At 60.6% G+C, this 14,749-nt stretch carries 15 protein-coding genes; 11 read left to right on the top strand and 4 right to left on the bottom strand.

Features of this window, described 5'->3' with window-relative positions:
- Positions 1-167: 167 nt before the first annotated feature.
- From O0882_RS07105 to O0882_RS07090, 4 genes are all read left to right on the top strand, one after another.
- A complete protein-coding gene (locus O0882_RS07105; RefSeq protein WP_289946449.1) occupies positions 168-818 on the top strand; it encodes a TetR/AcrR family transcriptional regulator in 651 nt (216 codons plus the stop codon).
- A gap of 170 nt (positions 819-988) precedes the next feature.
- Positions 989-1,639 carry a protein-L-isoaspartate O-methyltransferase gene (locus O0882_RS07100; protein ID WP_289946448.1) on the top strand — a complete coding sequence of 217 codons (651 nt, stop codon included), beginning with the start codon at positions 989-991 and terminating at the stop codon, positions 1,637-1,639.
- A gap of 13 nt (positions 1,640-1,652) precedes the next feature.
- Complete coding sequence (locus tag O0882_RS07095) at positions 1,653-1,976, top strand: rhodanese-like domain-containing protein (RefSeq protein ID WP_289946446.1); 324 nt, start codon at positions 1,653-1,655, stop codon at positions 1,974-1,976.
- A gap of 140 nt (positions 1,977-2,116) precedes the next feature.
- A complete protein-coding gene (locus O0882_RS07090) occupies positions 2,117-3,457 on the top strand; it encodes a TolC family outer membrane protein (RefSeq protein ID WP_289946444.1) in 1,341 nt (446 codons plus the stop codon).
- 69 nt (positions 3,458-3,526) lie between these two features.
- Here O0882_RS07090 and O0882_RS07085 read toward each other — a convergent pair whose 3' ends face one another.
- The gene (locus O0882_RS07085; protein ID WP_289946442.1) at positions 3,527-3,994 is read right to left on the bottom strand and encodes a DMT family transporter; all 468 of its coding nucleotides are present in this window, start codon (positions 3,992-3,994) and stop codon (positions 3,527-3,529) included.
- Between the two features lie 93 nt (positions 3,995-4,087).
- Between O0882_RS07085 and O0882_RS07080 the strand changes: the two genes are divergently transcribed.
- Entirely contained in the window at positions 4,088-4,993 is a 906-nt protein-coding gene (locus tag O0882_RS07080) for a LysR substrate-binding domain-containing protein (RefSeq protein WP_289946439.1), read from the top strand.
- 4 nt (positions 4,994-4,997) lie between these two features.
- On the opposite strand, the gene gloA is transcribed toward O0882_RS07080, so the two are convergent.
- From gloA to O0882_RS07065, 3 genes are all read right to left on the bottom strand, one after another.
- A complete protein-coding gene (gene gloA, locus O0882_RS07075) occupies positions 4,998-5,405 on the bottom strand; it encodes a lactoylglutathione lyase (RefSeq protein ID WP_289946438.1) in 408 nt (135 codons plus the stop codon).
- 124 nt (positions 5,406-5,529) lie between these two features.
- Complete coding sequence (locus tag O0882_RS07070) at positions 5,530-5,952, bottom strand: OsmC family protein (RefSeq protein WP_289946435.1); 423 nt, start codon at positions 5,950-5,952, stop codon at positions 5,530-5,532.
- A gap of 106 nt (positions 5,953-6,058) precedes the next feature.
- The gene (locus O0882_RS07065) at positions 6,059-6,325 is read right to left on the bottom strand and encodes a hypothetical protein (RefSeq protein WP_289946433.1); all 267 of its coding nucleotides are present in this window, start codon (positions 6,323-6,325) and stop codon (positions 6,059-6,061) included.
- Between the two features lie 255 nt (positions 6,326-6,580).
- Between O0882_RS07065 and O0882_RS07060 the strand changes: the two genes are divergently transcribed.
- The 6 genes from O0882_RS07060 to dnaJ all read left to right on the top strand — a co-directional run bounded on the left by O0882_RS07060 (position 6,581) and on the right by dnaJ (position 14,721).
- Positions 6,581-7,552: an NAD kinase gene (locus tag O0882_RS07060; protein ID WP_232730743.1), complete on the top strand. Its 972-nt coding sequence runs from the start codon at positions 6,581-6,583 to the stop codon at positions 7,550-7,552.
- A 47-nt stretch (positions 7,553-7,599) separates the two neighbouring features.
- Positions 7,600-9,267, top strand: coding sequence for a DNA repair protein RecN (recN, locus tag O0882_RS07055; protein ID WP_289946430.1), 1,668 nt, complete (start codon positions 7,600-7,602; stop codon positions 9,265-9,267).
- Between the two features lie 149 nt (positions 9,268-9,416).
- A complete protein-coding gene (gene hemH / locus O0882_RS07050) occupies positions 9,417-10,526 on the top strand; it encodes a ferrochelatase (protein ID WP_289946428.1) in 1,110 nt (369 codons plus the stop codon).
- A gap of 344 nt (positions 10,527-10,870) precedes the next feature.
- Positions 10,871-11,392, top strand: coding sequence for a nucleotide exchange factor GrpE (grpE, locus tag O0882_RS07045; RefSeq protein ID WP_071075290.1), 522 nt, complete (start codon positions 10,871-10,873; stop codon positions 11,390-11,392).
- A 91-nt stretch (positions 11,393-11,483) separates the two neighbouring features.
- The gene (gene dnaK / locus O0882_RS07040; protein ID WP_289946426.1) at positions 11,484-13,427 is read left to right on the top strand and encodes a molecular chaperone DnaK; all 1,944 of its coding nucleotides are present in this window, start codon (positions 11,484-11,486) and stop codon (positions 13,425-13,427) included.
- Positions 13,428-13,587: 160 nt separating this feature from the next.
- A complete protein-coding gene (dnaJ, locus tag O0882_RS07035; protein WP_071075292.1) occupies positions 13,588-14,721 on the top strand; it encodes a molecular chaperone DnaJ in 1,134 nt (377 codons plus the stop codon).
- The last annotated feature ends 28 nt before the right edge of the window (positions 14,722-14,749 follow it).

The raw sequence follows: 14,749 nt of genomic DNA, 5'->3' as shown, positions 1-14,749 counted from the left end.
GCAGGTCCGGTGCCAGAGGAGGTGTCGCCAACGCCAGCACGGAGCGTACAATACCCGTGTTCGGCATGCCCGGCAGTGTTCCGTGCTGCGCACATGGCCAGCGCTTGACCTTGGCGGTAGACAGGTCTACTATTAATGACTCAAAAGTAAGTTACTTGGAAAGATACATGCAAGCCCCGATTGATACCAAGCCCCGCTGGGAGCGGCGCAAGGATGCCCGCCCGCAGGAATTGCTCGCCGCCGCCCTCGACCTGTTTGTCGAACGGGGCTTCGCATCGACGCGCCTGGAGGATGTGGCCAAGCGGGCCGGCGTGTCGAAAGGCACCTTGTATCTGTACTTTGAGAATAAACAAGAGCTGTTCAAGGCCGTGGTGCGCGACAATATCGTGCAGTCGATCGGCGAGGCGGAAGACAGCATGGCCGCTTCGGACAGCAGCAGCGCCGAGTTGTTGCGCAAGGTGATGATGCAGTGGTGGGAAGAGTTCGGCGCCACCAAACTGGCCGGCTTGACCAAGCTGATGCTGGCCGAAGCGAACAATTTCCCGGAACTGGCGCAGTTTTACAACGAAGAAGTCGTCACGCGCGGCAATGCGCTGATCGTCAGCCTGCTGGAACGGGGCATGCAGCGCGGCGAATTCCGCCAGGTCGATCCCGTGCTGGTCAGCACCATCCTCAGCGCACCCGTCACCATGCTCATGATGTGGACGCACTCTTACCTGCCATGCGAGGTCAAGAATATCGATCCGCTCGCCTACATGGATGCGTTTATCGACATGAGCGTGCGCAGCCTGCAGGTGGAGGCGCCCGGAAAAAGCTGATGCGCCGGGCCTGGCTACAACCGTTCAGTTGCCCCTTTTCCAAGGTTCGCCCCCCCAAATCTGCAGATCGTCGCAAATTTCCTCCATTCCCCGCCTTTATGGTTAACATGTGCTTTCAGCCAGTTCAACGATAAAATGGCGGATTATTACTTCACTTACCGAGTCCAAAGATGAATATCGAACAAGCCCGCTTCAATATGATCGAACAGCAGATCCGTCCATGGGACGTACTGGATCTCGACGTGCTGGAGCTGTTGAACGTGGTCAAGCGTGAAGATTTCGTGCCGGTCGCCTATAAAAACCTGGCCTTCGTCGATACGGAAATTCCACTGGGCGGCGGCGAATGCATGTTGACGCCAAAGCTGGAAGCGCGCATTTTGCAAGACGTAGCCGTCAAGAAGCATGAAAATGTGCTGGAGATCGGCACTGGTAGCGGCTATATGGCCGCTTTGCTGGCGCACAAGGCACGCCATGTGACGAGCGTGGAAATCGTTCCCCAATTGAAAACCTTGGCCGAGCAGAACCTGGCCGCCAACGGCGTGACGAACGTGACCGTGGAACTGGGCGACGGCGCCCAGGGCTGGAGCAAGGGCGCACCGTACGACGTGATCGTCGTGTCCGGTGCCCTGGCCGTGTTGCCAGAAGCACTGTTGCAACAAGTCAAAGTCGGCGGCCGCATCCTGGCCATCATCGGCGAAGCGCCGATCATGTCGGCGCATCTGATCACGCGCAGCTCGGACAAGGCTTACGACACGCGCAAGCTGTTTGAAACCAATGTCACGCCGCTGCAAGCGGTGGCACCGTCGCATTTCCAGTTCTGAGGCGACCGATTCGATGGAGCATTTGAGTGCACCGCAGCTGGCCGCCTGGCTGGCTGACCCTTCCCGCCCGCCCCCGTTTTTGCTGGACGTGCGGGAACAGTGGGAGTTCGACCTGTGCCACCTCGACGGTGCCACCCTGATGCAGATGAATTCGATTCCTGCGCGCATCGATGACCTCGATGAAGATGCCGAGATCGTCTGCATCTGCCATCACGGCATGCGCAGCATGCAAGTGGCGGCCTTCCTGGAGCGCAATGGTTTTGGCAAGATCAGTAATTTGACGGGCGGCGTGCATGCCTGGGCGCTGCAAGTCGACAGCGCAATGCCTACATACTAAGTCACTTGCAGTAGATGCACCCAGGCATGTTTTCCTGCATGCCTGCGGAGGCCTGTACCCCGCTCATCCGGCGGGTGCAAGGCCAGCGGTAGCAGATTTTTGATTCCATCAACTTTTGACGACTCCAACGGAGAAATGCAATGCGGAAACCCCTTATCGCCGTGCTGATGACCAGCGCCTTTGTCTCGATGACATGCTCGCTGCAAGCGCAGGCGGCCGATCTCATCCAGGTGTACCAGCAGGCGCTGGCCAATGACGCGCAGTACGCCAGTGCGCGCGCGGCGCTGTCGGCCGGGATGGAGCGGGTTCCGCAGGGCATGGCAGGCTTGCTGCCGCAAATCTCCGCTTCGGGCAGCAATACGCGCGGCAATCAGGAGCAAATCGTCCAGAACAATGGCGGCAACAAGATCACCTCGCCATCCGTGAACGTGCGCACGAACAGCTACAACCTGACCCTGGCGCAGCCGCTGTTCCGCTGGGACCGCTGGGAAACCTATCAGCAAAGCAAACTGGCGCAAGCGATAGCCGAAGCGCAATTTGCTCAAGTACAGCAAGATCTGATCACGCGCGTGGCGCAGGCCTATTTCGACGTGCTCAGCGCGCAAGACAACCTGGGCGCGACGCAGGCGCAAAAGGTCGCCACGACGGAGCAGCTGGCATCGGCCAAGCGCAATTTCGAAGTCGGCACGCAAACGATTACCGACACGCATGAAGCGCAGGCGGCCTACGACTTGGTGGTGGCGCAGGAATTTGCCGCCATCAATGACCTGGCCAATAAGCGCAGCGCGCTGCAAACCATCATCGGCGAGGCCCCGACATCGCTGGCGCCGATGCGCACGGGCGTGGTCCTCAGCGCGCCGGAACCGGCCGCCATCGATCCGTGGGTGAGCTCGGCGGAAGAGCAGAACTACGGCGTCGTCACGGCCCAGTTCAACGTGGAATCGGCCAAGCGCGACATCGGCCGCAACCGCGCCGGCCACTACCCGACCCTGGACCTGATCGCCAACGCTGGCCATACCTATTCCTCGGGGGGCGGCAATGGCAACGGCAACAACAATAATGCCATCGGCGTGCAGTGGAGCATCCCGATCTTCAGCGGTTTTGCCGTCACCAGCAAAGTGCGCGAATCGATTGCGCTGGAAAACAAGGCCCGCAACGACCTGGAAACGGCCCGCCGCACGGCATCGCAGGGCGCGCGCCAGGCTTTCCTTGGCGTCAACAGCGGCCTGGCCCAGGTCAAGGCGCTGGAAGCGGCGGAAGTGTCGAGCAAATCGGCGCTGGAATCGAACCAGCTCGGTTATCAAGTGGGCGTGCGCATCAATATCGACGTCTTGAATGCACAGAAACAATTGTTCTCGACGCAAAAAGACCTGTCGAAAGCCCGTTACGACACCATCATGAACGGCTTGCGCCTGAAGGCCGCGGCCGGCACCCTGAAGGAAACGGATTTGATGCCCGTCAATGCCTTGCTCGACAAGTAAGCGCGATCTTGCTCTGAATGCAAACCAGCACCGGTGACGGCGCTGGTTTTTTTTCGCCCTGGCACCCGCTTATACAGCGCGGCTGTTGGCCACTTGCGTGAGGATCACGCCGGCCACCACCAAGCCCGCGCCGGCCCAGTGCAGCGGAGAAATATGCTTGACGGCAAAGCCCAGCAAGCCGTAGCGGTCGATGGCCAGCGCGGCCAGCATTTGCCCGCCGATGACGGCCGCCATGAAGGGGCCGGACCCCATGCGCGGCGCCAGCATCAGCGCGGCCGTAATGTAAAACACGCCGGCCGCGCCGCCCAGCCAGGACCAGCCCGGTCCCCGCATGGCGAGCTGGACATCGGGCGCCGGCACCCGCCAGAGCAGCATCACCAGCGAGGCCAGCATGGCGCTGACGGCCAGCGAGGCGAGGGTGGCCCACAACGGGTGGCCCAGGTTGCGGCCCAGCGCGGCATTCGCGCCTGCCTGGAAGGGGACGACGGCGCCGGCCAGCATGGCCAGCGGGGCAAACAAGGTGATCCATCCATTCATGTGCGACTCCCTGCGTGTTGAGTTGATGGAGTCATCGTATTATGCTGTCATCATTAAATCCAATTCGTAGTTTGTCATCCAACTATGCACCAAATGAATAATCTGCGCGCCGTCGATTTGAACTTGCTGGTGATCCTGGAAGCGCTGCTCAGCGAGCGCCATTTGTCGCGCGCGGCCGAACGCTTGCACATGAGCCAGCCTGCCGTCAGCCATGCGCTGGCGCGCCTGCGCCATCTGCTCGACGATCCACTGCTGATGCGCGGCAAGGGCGGCTTCCAGCCGACGGCGCGCGCACTGGCATTGGCGCGGCCGCTGGCCGAAGCGCTGCAAAGCGTGCGTTCCGTGCTGGGCGGCGCCGTTTTCGAGGCGGCCACGGCGCAGCGCGTGTTTCGCCTGGCCATGTCGGATTACGGCGCGGCGTTGCTCTTGCCCGCTTTGCTGCGCCGCTTGCGCGTGGAAGCGCCCGGCATCGACCTGGCCGTCAGCTACGCCAGCCGTCCTGCCGTGATCGCTGGCGTGCAGGATGGCGAGATCGACCTGGCGCTGGGCGTGTTCCCGCAACTGCCTGAGCAGTTACATAGAGAAACCCTATTCGAGGAAACGTTCGTGTGCGCGCTGGACCCGGCCAGCCTGGCGCCGGGTGAAGCGCTGAGTCTGGAGACCTACCTGGCGCGCCCGCATGTGCTGGTGGCATCCGGCGAGGGTGGCATGGCCGCCGAAGTGGATGCGGCGCTGGCACAGCTGGGCCAGGCGCGCCGCATCGCCGTGCGCGTGCCGTACTGGACGGTAGCAGCGGATGTCGTGATGGGGACGGATTTGATACTGACGGTGGCGCGGCGCGCCTTGCACGGCAGCGCGGCGCAGGGGTTGGCACAGCACTCTGTGCCATTTGCCATCGCGCCATTTGCATTTGAAGTGATACGGCACCGCCGCACGGATGGTGATGCGGGCATCGCCTGGCTGCGCGCGGCCATTGCCAAGGCCGCCGAGCCAGGCTGAGGTCTTACAGGCCGCCGCCCTGGCCGTCGAACTTGCGTTCGATCAATTCGATCTTGTAGCCATCCGGATCGGTGATGAAGGCGATGACGGTATTGCCGCCTTTCACGGGGCCCGGTTCGCGCGTGACGTTGCCGCCATTCGTCCGTGCCGCGTCGCAGGCGGCGACGATATCGTCGGCCGAGATGGCGATGTGGCCATACGCCGTGCCCAGCTCGTAGCTGGTGGTGCCATAGTTATACGTCAGTTCCAGTTCCGCGTGGTCGGGGTTCGAGCCATAGCCGACGAAGGCCAGCGTGTACTGGTATTCAGGATTGTCGCTGGTGCGCAGCAACTTCATGCCCAGGACCTTGGTGTAAAAATCGATGGAGCGCTGCAGGTCGCCGACCCGTAACATGGTGTGCAAAATACGCATCGTAAATCCTTGATGGTGATAGGGGAATGACAGGATTTTATGCGGTTTATGGCTTTCTTGCCGAGACCGCCCCGGCTGCCCTGGTGCAGGACAGCAGCGGACGGTGACCTGGGTGCCTCTGGATTTACTCCAGACGGGCGTCCAAGGTGATTTCCGTGGCCAGCAATTTGGACACGGGGCAACCGAGCTTGGCGCGCAGTGCCGCATCCTGGAACGCTGCGTCAGTGGCGCCGGGAATGGTGGCCACCAGGGTCAGGTGGACGGCCGTGATGGCATAGCTGCCATCGATTTTTTCCAGGCTGACATCGGCCGTGGTTTTCAGGGCCGTGGCGCGCAAGCCCGCCTCGCCCAGCTGGCCGGACAGGGCCATGGTGAAGCAGGCGGCATGGGCGGCGCCGATCAGTTCTTCCGGATTGCTGCCGGGACCGTCCTCGAAGCGCGTGTTGAAGCCATATGCCACATTGTCGAGCGCGCCGCTTTCGGTGGAAAAGAATCCTTTGCCATCTTTAAGGCCGCCACTCCAGACGGCTGATCCTGTTTTTTTCATGATGTACTCCTTGCGTGGTTCGAGCGTCCATCATGCGCGCCGGGGCTTGCCGCTTCCGTTCGTTGCGTCACACTGTGGGAGCATGCGAGGCCCGCGACAGTTCGATTCAGCGCGCCTTCTTTGGTTCCAGTTGCCCATCGGGGCGGGCTTGTCGCGGCGCGGCCGGCTTGACCTTTTCCACGCCGGGCTGGGCGTGGCGGTCCGTGTCGACCAGGCCGCGTTCCAGGTCGCTGGCCGCCTGTTGCATGATTTTGCGCGGGCGCACGTTTTGCGCATCGGGCGATTCGTCGCGCTCGTGCGGCAGGCGGTCGACACCGTCATTCTGGACCTTTTCATCGGTATTGATCTTGCGTTCGCTATGCTGGCTAACCATATGGCCTCCTGACAGTAAGTACAAGCAGTGTCCTGCCGCGCCAGGCCGCCTGCAAGCGGATTTGTCCGAGCTGGGAGCGCTGGCGCACGCATGGACGATTCTTTTTCTGCGCTACACTGCGTGCAACACCAAGAACGCCCCTTGCGGGCACACGGCAGCCGCACTATACTGTGCATATATACAGTATCATGCGATGCCGGCGTGCGACGCGACAGCCTGGGGCGGTTTGCCACCGAATTCACTACCGAGACTCTTATGCCCGTCGATACACACGCCGAACAACGTGCCGAACAGCCAGCCGCGACCTTGCCAGCCCCGGGCGAGCGCTTCAACCTGGGCGCCAAGACCATCGCCCTGGTCGTGCGCCAGAATACGGATGGCATTGCCGAACCCGTGAAAAGCATCGTCGATTTCCTGCAAGTGCTGGGCCACACGGTGGTCTTCGAGGCGGAGACGGCCGCGCATCTGAACCTGGCGTTTCCCGGCGTGCGCGCTATGTCGCCGGCCGAGATCGGCGCCGCCGCCGATTGCGCCATCGTCATGGGCGGCGACGGCACCATGCTGGGCATCGCGCGCCAGCTGGCGCCATTCGATGTCCCCTTGATCGGTATCAATCAAGGACGCCTGGGCTTCATGACCGATATCCCGCTCGAGCGCATGCTGCCCGTACTGGCGCAAATTCTCGGTGGCCGTTTCAAGGCCGAACGCCGCACCTTGCTCGAAGGCAGCGTGCTGCGCGACGGCGAGTCGATACACGTGGGCATGGCCGTCAACGATGTCGTCGTCTCGCGCGGCGGCGGCGCCGGCATGGCCGAATTGCGCGTCGAAGTCGATGGTCACTTCATGTACAACCAGCGTTCGGATGGCTTGATCATTTCCACGCCCACGGGCTCGACCGCGTACTCGCTGTCGGCCGGCGGCCCCTTGCTGCATCCGACCCTGGGCGGCATCGTGCTCGTGCCGATTGCCCCGCATGCGCTGTCGAACCGGCCCATCGTCTTGCCCGACTCCAGCCAGATCGTGGTGGAAATCGTGCGCGGGCGCGATATCAGCGTCAATTTCGACATGCAGACCTTTGCCAGCCTGGTGCAGCAAGACCGCATCCTCATCCGCCGTTCGCCGCACACGATTACCTTCCTGCATCCGGAAGGGTGGAGTTACTACAACACCCTGCGTGAAAAATTGCACTGGAATGAGTACCCGTCGGGCGAGGGCAAGCTCAGCTAACATTTTCTCCACGCTAACCCGCGGTGCGCCGCCTAACCACAGAAGCCATGCTCCATACACTGTCCATTCGCGATTTTGTCATTGTCGATACCATTGAACTGGAATTTTCCGCTGGCTTCAGCGTGCTGACGGGGGAGACGGGCGCCGGCAAGTCCATCCTCATCGATGCGCTGACCCTGGCCCTGGGCGGGCGCGGCGACGCCAGCGTGGTGCGCGAAGGTGCGGCCAAGGCCGACATCACGGCTGATTTTTCCGTCAGCGAGGTGGCGCAGGCCTGGCTGGTGGCCAACGAATTTGCCAACGACGATGGCGGCGCCCTGCTGCGCCGCGTGATCGACAATGCGGGCCGCTCGAAGGCGTATATCAACGGCATTCCCGCCACGGCCGCGCAGTTGCGCGAACTGGGCGACATGCTGGTCGATATCCACGGCCAGCACGCGCACCAGTCGCTGCTGAAAAGCGAGGCGCAGCGCGCCCTGCTCGACGGCCAGGCGACGGCGCGCGAAGCGGGCGTGGAGCAGGATGCGCGGCAGGTGGCGGCGCTGCACAAGCGCTGGCGCGCCCTTGTGCGCCAGCGCGAAGAATTCGAAACCAACGCCGCCAACGTGCTGTACGAGCGCGAACGCCTGGAATGGCAAGTGGGCGAACTGGAAAAACTGGCCGCCAAGCCGGGCGAGTGGACGGAGATCACGAACGAGCACAGCCGCCTGTCGCACGCGGCCAGCCTGCTGGAAGGGGCGCAGGAAGCGCTGTCCCTCATTTCCGAGTCGGAAGACCACCCGATCGTGTCGCAACTGTCGGCCCTGAATCAGAAGCTGGGCAAGCTGGTGTCCGTCGATGCGGAATTGCAGCCGATCGTCGACCTGATCGAATCGTCGCGCATCCAGCTGCAGGAATCCGTGTACGCGTTGAACAACTACCTGGACCGCGTGGAGCTGGACCCGGAGCGTCTGCACCAGCTCGACGCGCGCATGGAAGCCATGCACAGCACGGCCCGCAAATTCCGCGTCACGCCAGAAGAACTACCCGAGGAACACGCCAGGCTGTCGGAAAAGCTGCAGCACCTGGCGGACGCTTCCGACATCGAGGGCTTGCTGCGCCAGGAAGCGAAGATCGAGGCTGAGTACCGCGGCGTGGCCGAGCGCTTGTCCGACACGCGCCGCGCCGCCGCCCTGGAGCTGGGGCACGCCGTCACGCGCGCCATGCAGGAACTGAGCATGACGGGCGGCAGCTTCGAGATCGCCCTGCACCCGTGCGCACCGGCCGCGCACGGCCTCGAGCAAGTGGAATTCCTCGTCGCCGGCCATGCGGGCACGGCGCCCCGCTCGCTGGCCAAGGTGGCGTCCGGCGGCGAACTGGCGCGCATCGCGCTGGCCATTTCCGTCATCACCTCGCACGCCACCACCACGCCGACCCTGATCTTCGACGAAGTCGACAGCGGTATCGGCGGCGCCGTCGCCGAAGTCGTGGGGCGGCTGCTGAAACGCCTGGGGCAGGGACGGCAAGTACTGTGCGTGACCCATTTGCCGCAAGTGGCCAGCCAGGCGAACCAGCATTTCCAGGTGGCAAAAAGCACCCTGGACAATGGCAAGACGGCGTCGCGCATCGACGTGCTCGACGCCAAGGCCCGTGTGGAAGAAGTGGCGCGCATGCTGGGCGGCCTGGAAATCACGGCCACCACGCGCAAGCATGCGCGCGAATTGCTGGCGATTTGACCGCAGTCTTCAACCCTGGGGTCAGACCCCCGGATATGTTGACTCGGAGCTTGATGTCAGCGGTATTGGGGGTCTGACCCCAGTACCAGTGTTGACGCAATGTAACTATAATGGGCGACCAATCCATCCAACGCCTTCGAAGAGCCTTCATGTCATTTCAAACAGAACCGCCGTACACGCATGGCAGCATCGACCGCAGCGCCGTGGTGCTGGTCAACCTGGGCACGCCCGATGCGCCGACCTCGTCGGCCGTGCGGCGCTATCTGAAGCAATTTTTGTCCGACCCGCGCGTGGTGGAGATTCCCCGCCTGGTCTGGTGGTGTATTTTGAACCTGATCATCTTGCCGTTCCGCTCCGGCCAGTCGGCCAAGAAATACGCGTCGATCTGGACGCGCGAGGGCTCGCCCCTGAAAGTGCATACGCAAAAGCAGGCCAAATTGCTGGCCGGCGCGCTGGCCGAGCGGGGCCATGACGGCGTGACGGTGGCCATGGCCATGCGCTACGGCTCGCCTTCCCTGCCCGAAGTACTGGCCAGGCTGAAAAGCGAAGGCTGCGAGCGCATCGCCATCTTGCCTGCGTATCCGCAATACTCGGGCACGACGACGGGTTCCATCTACGACGCCGTGTTTGCCCATTACGCCACGGTGCGCAATGTGCCGGAATTGCGCTTTATTAAGCAATACCACGAGCACGACACGTATATCGACGCCTTGCGCGATTCCGTGCTGAACCACTGGGAAGCGCATGGCCGTCCGGAAAAACTGGTGATGAGTTTTCATGGCGTGCCCAAGCGTACCTTGCTGCTGGGCGACCCCTACCACTGTCAATGCCTGAAAACGGCGCGCTTGCTGGCGGAAAAGTTAAAGTTAAGTAAAGAGCAATACGTGGTGACCTTTCAGTCGCGCTTTGGCAAGGCCGAATGGCTGCAGCCGTACACGGCACCGACCCTGGTGGCGCTGGCGCAACAGGGCGTCAAGCGTGTCGACCTGCTGTGTCCGGGCTTTACCAGCGATTGCCTGGAAACGCTGGAAGAGATCGCCATGGAAGCCAAGCATGATTTCGAAACGGCCGGCGGCCAGCAGTTTCATTACATCGCTTGCTTGAACGAAACGCCAGCCTGGATCGCGGGCATGGCGGAAATTGCCGAACAGCACATGATTGGCTGGCCGACGATGAAGACGGCGCCGCAGCGCGAGGCGGACAGGAAAGCGGGCGAACGGGCGCGCGAGGCGGCGCTGGCGCTGGGTGCGGCGAATTAACGAATATTAATTCTTTGACAATCAAGGGCCGCGCTTGCGCGGCTTTGTCATGTCTGGCGCGACAAAAGTACTATCCAGATAGCAACGTCGCCAGTGGCGACGGCGGCGGCGGGGCTGGTAGAATGCCCGCTTTACGCTGGGAAGCCTGGAAAATCAAGGGGGCGCGCACGGATCGCTGGCCGAAATGGGTCGCGTTTTGTAATAAGCTGTAACATGGATCGATGTAAATCTGGTTTTGCCATGCATACCCCTTGAAACAATAGGATATAGCCCCATCTGCCCGTTAGTGTTGTAAAGATAGTTAGACTAACTCATTTAAGTCATTGATTGTAGGAGCTTTTCAGATGCAAGATCAGGAAAACCAAGCTGTACCTAATCCGCAAGCGGACGCCGCGGCTCCCGCAGAGCCTACTTTGGAAGAGCAGCTGGCGAGTACCGAAGCGCGTCTTGCAGAGATGCACGATGCCTTCATGCGCGCCAAGGCTGATGGCGAAAATATTCGCCGCCGTGCGCAGGAAGATGTTGCTAAAGCGCATAAATTCGCAGTGGAAAGCTTTGCCGAAGCCATGGTGCCGGTGAAAGACAGCCTGGAAACGGCGCTGACGGTGGAAGCACCGACCATCGAATCGCTGAAAGAAGGCGTCGAGATGACCCTGAAGCAATTGAACGCCGCGTTCGAGCGCAACCGCCTGGTGGAAGTGTTGCCGGTGCAGGGTGAAAAGCTCGATCCGATGAAACACCAGGCTGTTGCCGTGGTGCCAGCGGAGCAGGAAGCCAATACCATCGTGTCAGTCCTGCAAAAGGGCTATATGATTGCGGACCGCCTGCTGCGTCCAGCCATTGTCACGACCGCGCAAGCAAAATAATCAGAGTGCGGCATCAAGCAAGCCTTGAAACCATGCCGCTTTGCCACATATAAGAACCATCTGAAATCTAGCAAATAAAAGGAAAAAAATCATGGGTAGAATTATCGGTATCGATCTGGGAACCACGAATTCCTGCGTTTCCATCATGGAAAACGGTCAACCAAAGGTAATCGAAAACGCTGAAGGCGCACGCACGACGCCGTCGATTATTGCTTATCAAGAAGATGGCGAAATTCTCGTCGGCGCGCCAGCGAAACGCCAGGCCGTGACCAATCCGAAAAACACGCTGTATGCAGTCAAGCGTCTGATCGGTCGCAAGTTCGACGAAAAAGAAGTACAAAAAGACATCGCGCTGATGCCGTACCAAATCATGAAAGCCGACAACGGCGATGCATGGATCGGCGTACGCGACAAAAAACTGGCGCCGCCGCAAATTTCCGCTGAAGTGCTGCGCAAGATGAAGAAAACGGCAGAAGACTACCTCGGTGAAGAAGTCACCGAAGCCGTCATCACCGTGCCTGCGTACTTCAACGACTCGCAGCGTCAAGCGACCAAGGATGCCGGCCGTATCGCTGGCCTGGACGTCAAGCGCATCATCAACGAGCCAACCGCGGCAGCGCTGGCGTTCGGCCTGGACAAGACCGAAAAAGGCGACCGTAAAATCGCCGTGTATGACTTGGGTGGCGGTACGTTCGACGTGTCGATCATCGAAATCGCGGATGTTGATGGCGAAAAGCAATTTGAAGTGCTGTCGACCAACGGCGACACCTTCCTGGGCGGCGAAGACTTCGACCAGCGCATCATCGATTACATCATCGACGAGTTCAAGAAGATCAACGGCATCGATCTGAAAAAAGATCCGATCGCCCTGCAGCGCATCAAGGCTTCGGCCGAGCGCGCGAAGATCGAATTGTCGTCGTCGCAACAAACCGAGATCAACGAGCCGTACATCGCCATGGCCAATGGCGCACCGGTCCACCTGAACCTGAAGATGACCCGCGCCAAGCTGGAGTCGCTGGTGGAAGAACTGATCATCGCGACGATGGAGCCATGCCGCACCGCCATCAAAGATGCTGGCGTGAAAGTGTCGGACATTGATGACATCATCCTGGTCGGCGGCATGACGCGTATGCCGAAGGTACAGGAAAAAGTGAAGGAATTCTTCGGCAAAGATCCACGCAAAGACGTGAATCCGGACGAAGCCGTGGCCGTGGGCGCAGCGATTCAAGGTTCGGTCCTGTCGGGCGAACGCAAAGACTTGCTGTTGCTGGACGTCACCCCTCTGTCCCTGGGTATCGAAACCCTGGGCGGCGTGATGACCAAGATGATTCACAAAAACACGACGATTCCGACCAAGTTCAGCCAGGTGTTCTCGACGGCCGACGACAACCAGCCTGCGGTGACCATCAAGGTCTTCCAGGGTGAGCGCGAAATCGCCGCCGGCAACAAAGGCCTGGGTGAATTCAATCTGGAAGGCATCCCGCCATCGTCGCGCGGCACGCCGCAGATCGAAGTGACCTTCGACATCGACGCCAACGGCATCTTGCATGTCGGCGCGAAAGACAAGGCCACCGGCAAGGAAAACAAGATCACGATCAAGGCCAATTCCGGCTTGACCGAGGCTGAAATCCAGAAGATGGTGAAAGACGCCGAGTTGAACGCGGAAGAAGACAAGAAGGTCAAAGAATTGGCCGAGTCGCGCAACCAGGCCGATGCTCTGGTACACTCGACCCGGAAATCCTTGACCGAATACGGCGACAAGCTCGATGCGGGCGAGAAAGATAAGATCGAAGCGGCGATCACCGACCTGGAAGCAAGCATCAAGGCGGGTGACAAGGCTGAGATCGACGCCAAGGTGGAAGCACTGTCGAGCGCATCGCAGAAACTGGGCGAAAAAATGTATGCCGATATGCAAGCGCAGCAAGCTGCCGGCGGCGCGGAAGGTGCACAGCAAGCTGCTGGCGCATCGGACGCAGGCGCCAAGCAAGACGACGTTGTTGACGCTGACTTCAAAGAAGTCAAAGACAGCAAGTAATGTCTTGCGCTCCCATGAACTGGGGGTAGCCGGGCTGAACGCTACATCGCGGGATTAGCCGCGAAGACCGGCCGAGCCGAGTCGTTGCCCAGTGCAGCACTCGACTCGGCTTTTTCGTGTAATTTTTACATCAGTAGATAGACTGCAAGGTGCCGACAACATGGCAAAGCGTGATTTTTACGAGACACTCGGTGTCGCAAAAAATGCTTCGGAAGAAGAGATCAAAAAGTCTTACCGTAAACTGGCGATGAAATACCATCCGGACCGCAATCCGGACAGTAAGGAATCGGAAGAAAAGTTTAAGGAAGTCAAAGAAGCCTACGAAATGCTGACCAATCCGGAAAAGCGCGAAGCGTATGACCGTTATGGTCACGCTGGCGTGGATCCGAACATGGGCGGCGGTGGCGGCTTCGGTGGCGGTGCTGGCGGCTTTGCCGACAGCTTCGGCGATATCTTCGGCGACATCTTTGGCGGTGGCGGAGGACGCAGCCGCAATGCGGGGCCACAGGTGTACCGTGGCGCCGACTTGCGCTACAACCTGGAAATTACACTGGAGCAAGCTGCGCACGGCTTCGACACGACCATCCGCGTGCCGAGCTGGGACAAGTGCGACACCTGCCACGGCAGCGGCGCCAAGCCGGGCACGTCGCCAACCACCTGCGGTACTTGCGGTGGCCACGGCCAGGTGCGCATGCAGCAAGGTTTCTTCAGCATCCAGCAAACGTGCCCGAAATGTCATGGCAGCGGCAAGGTCATCACCGACCCCTGCACGCCGTGCGGCGGCGCTGGTCGCATCAAGCGCAACAAGACCCTGGAAGTGAAAATTCCAGTCGGTATCGACAACGGCATGCGTATCCGTTCGTCCGGCAACGGCGAACCGGGCACGAATGGCGGTCCGTCGGGCGACCTGTATGTGGAAATCCACATCAAGCCGCACGCCGTGTTCCAGCGCGAAGGCGACGACCTGCATTGCGAAATGCCGATCTCGTTTACCAAGGCGGCCTTGGGCGGCGAAATCGAAGTGCCTACCCTGAACGGCAAAGTGTCGTTCACGATTCCTGAGGGCACCCAGTCGGGCAAGACCTTCCGCCTGAAAGGCAAGGGCATCAAGGGCGTGCGCTCCGGTTACGCGGGCGACCTGTTCTGCCACGTGGCGATCGAAACACCGGTGAAACTGACGGAAAAACAGAAAGACCTGCTGCGCGACTTTGAAAAGTCGACCACCGAGGGCGGTGCCAAGCACAGTCCGCAAAGCAAGACCTGGAAAGACAAGGTCAAGGACTTCTTTGAGTAAGCACACGTAATACCATGCGCCGGGATGC

The sequence above is a fragment of the Janthinobacterium sp. SUN073 genome (assembly GCF_030397665.1).
Classification (GTDB): Bacteria; Pseudomonadota; Gammaproteobacteria; order Burkholderiales; family Burkholderiaceae_D; genus Janthinobacterium.
This window is presented reverse-complemented; position numbering and strand designations above follow the sequence as displayed.

Bases quoted from the DNA above. Each gene is read 5' to 3' on its own strand.
- O0882_RS07105 (WP_289946449.1), top strand. From the start codon at position 168: ATGCAAGCCCCGATTGATACCAAGCCCCGCTGGGAGCGGCGCAAGGAT.
- O0882_RS07100 (WP_289946448.1), top strand. From the start codon at position 989: ATGAATATCGAACAAGCCCGCTTCAATATGATCGAACAGCAGATCCGT.
- O0882_RS07095 (WP_289946446.1), top strand. From the start codon at position 1,653: ATGGAGCATTTGAGTGCACCGCAGCTGGCCGCCTGGCTGGCTGACCCT.
- O0882_RS07090 (WP_289946444.1), top strand. From the start codon at position 2,117: ATGCGGAAACCCCTTATCGCCGTGCTGATGACCAGCGCCTTTGTCTCG.
- O0882_RS07085 (WP_289946442.1), bottom strand. From the start codon at position 3,994: ATGAATGGATGGATCACCTTGTTTGCCCCGCTGGCCATGCTGGCCGGC.
- O0882_RS07080 (WP_289946439.1), top strand. From the start codon at position 4,088: ATGAATAATCTGCGCGCCGTCGATTTGAACTTGCTGGTGATCCTGGAA.
- gloA (WP_289946438.1), bottom strand. From the start codon at position 5,405: ATGCGTATTTTGCACACCATGTTACGGGTCGGCGACCTGCAGCGCTCC.
- O0882_RS07070 (WP_289946435.1), bottom strand. From the start codon at position 5,952: ATGAAAAAAACAGGATCAGCCGTCTGGAGTGGCGGCCTTAAAGATGGC.
- O0882_RS07065 (WP_289946433.1), bottom strand. From the start codon at position 6,325: ATGGTTAGCCAGCATAGCGAACGCAAGATCAATACCGATGAAAAGGTC.
- O0882_RS07060 (WP_232730743.1), top strand. From the start codon at position 6,581: ATGCCCGTCGATACACACGCCGAACAACGTGCCGAACAGCCAGCCGCG.
- recN (WP_289946430.1), top strand. From the start codon at position 7,600: ATGCTCCATACACTGTCCATTCGCGATTTTGTCATTGTCGATACCATT.
- hemH (WP_289946428.1), top strand. From the start codon at position 9,417: ATGTCATTTCAAACAGAACCGCCGTACACGCATGGCAGCATCGACCGC.
- grpE (WP_071075290.1), top strand. From the start codon at position 10,871: ATGCAAGATCAGGAAAACCAAGCTGTACCTAATCCGCAAGCGGACGCC.
- dnaK (WP_289946426.1), top strand. From the start codon at position 11,484: ATGGGTAGAATTATCGGTATCGATCTGGGAACCACGAATTCCTGCGTT.
- dnaJ (WP_071075292.1), top strand. From the start codon at position 13,588: ATGGCAAAGCGTGATTTTTACGAGACACTCGGTGTCGCAAAAAATGCT.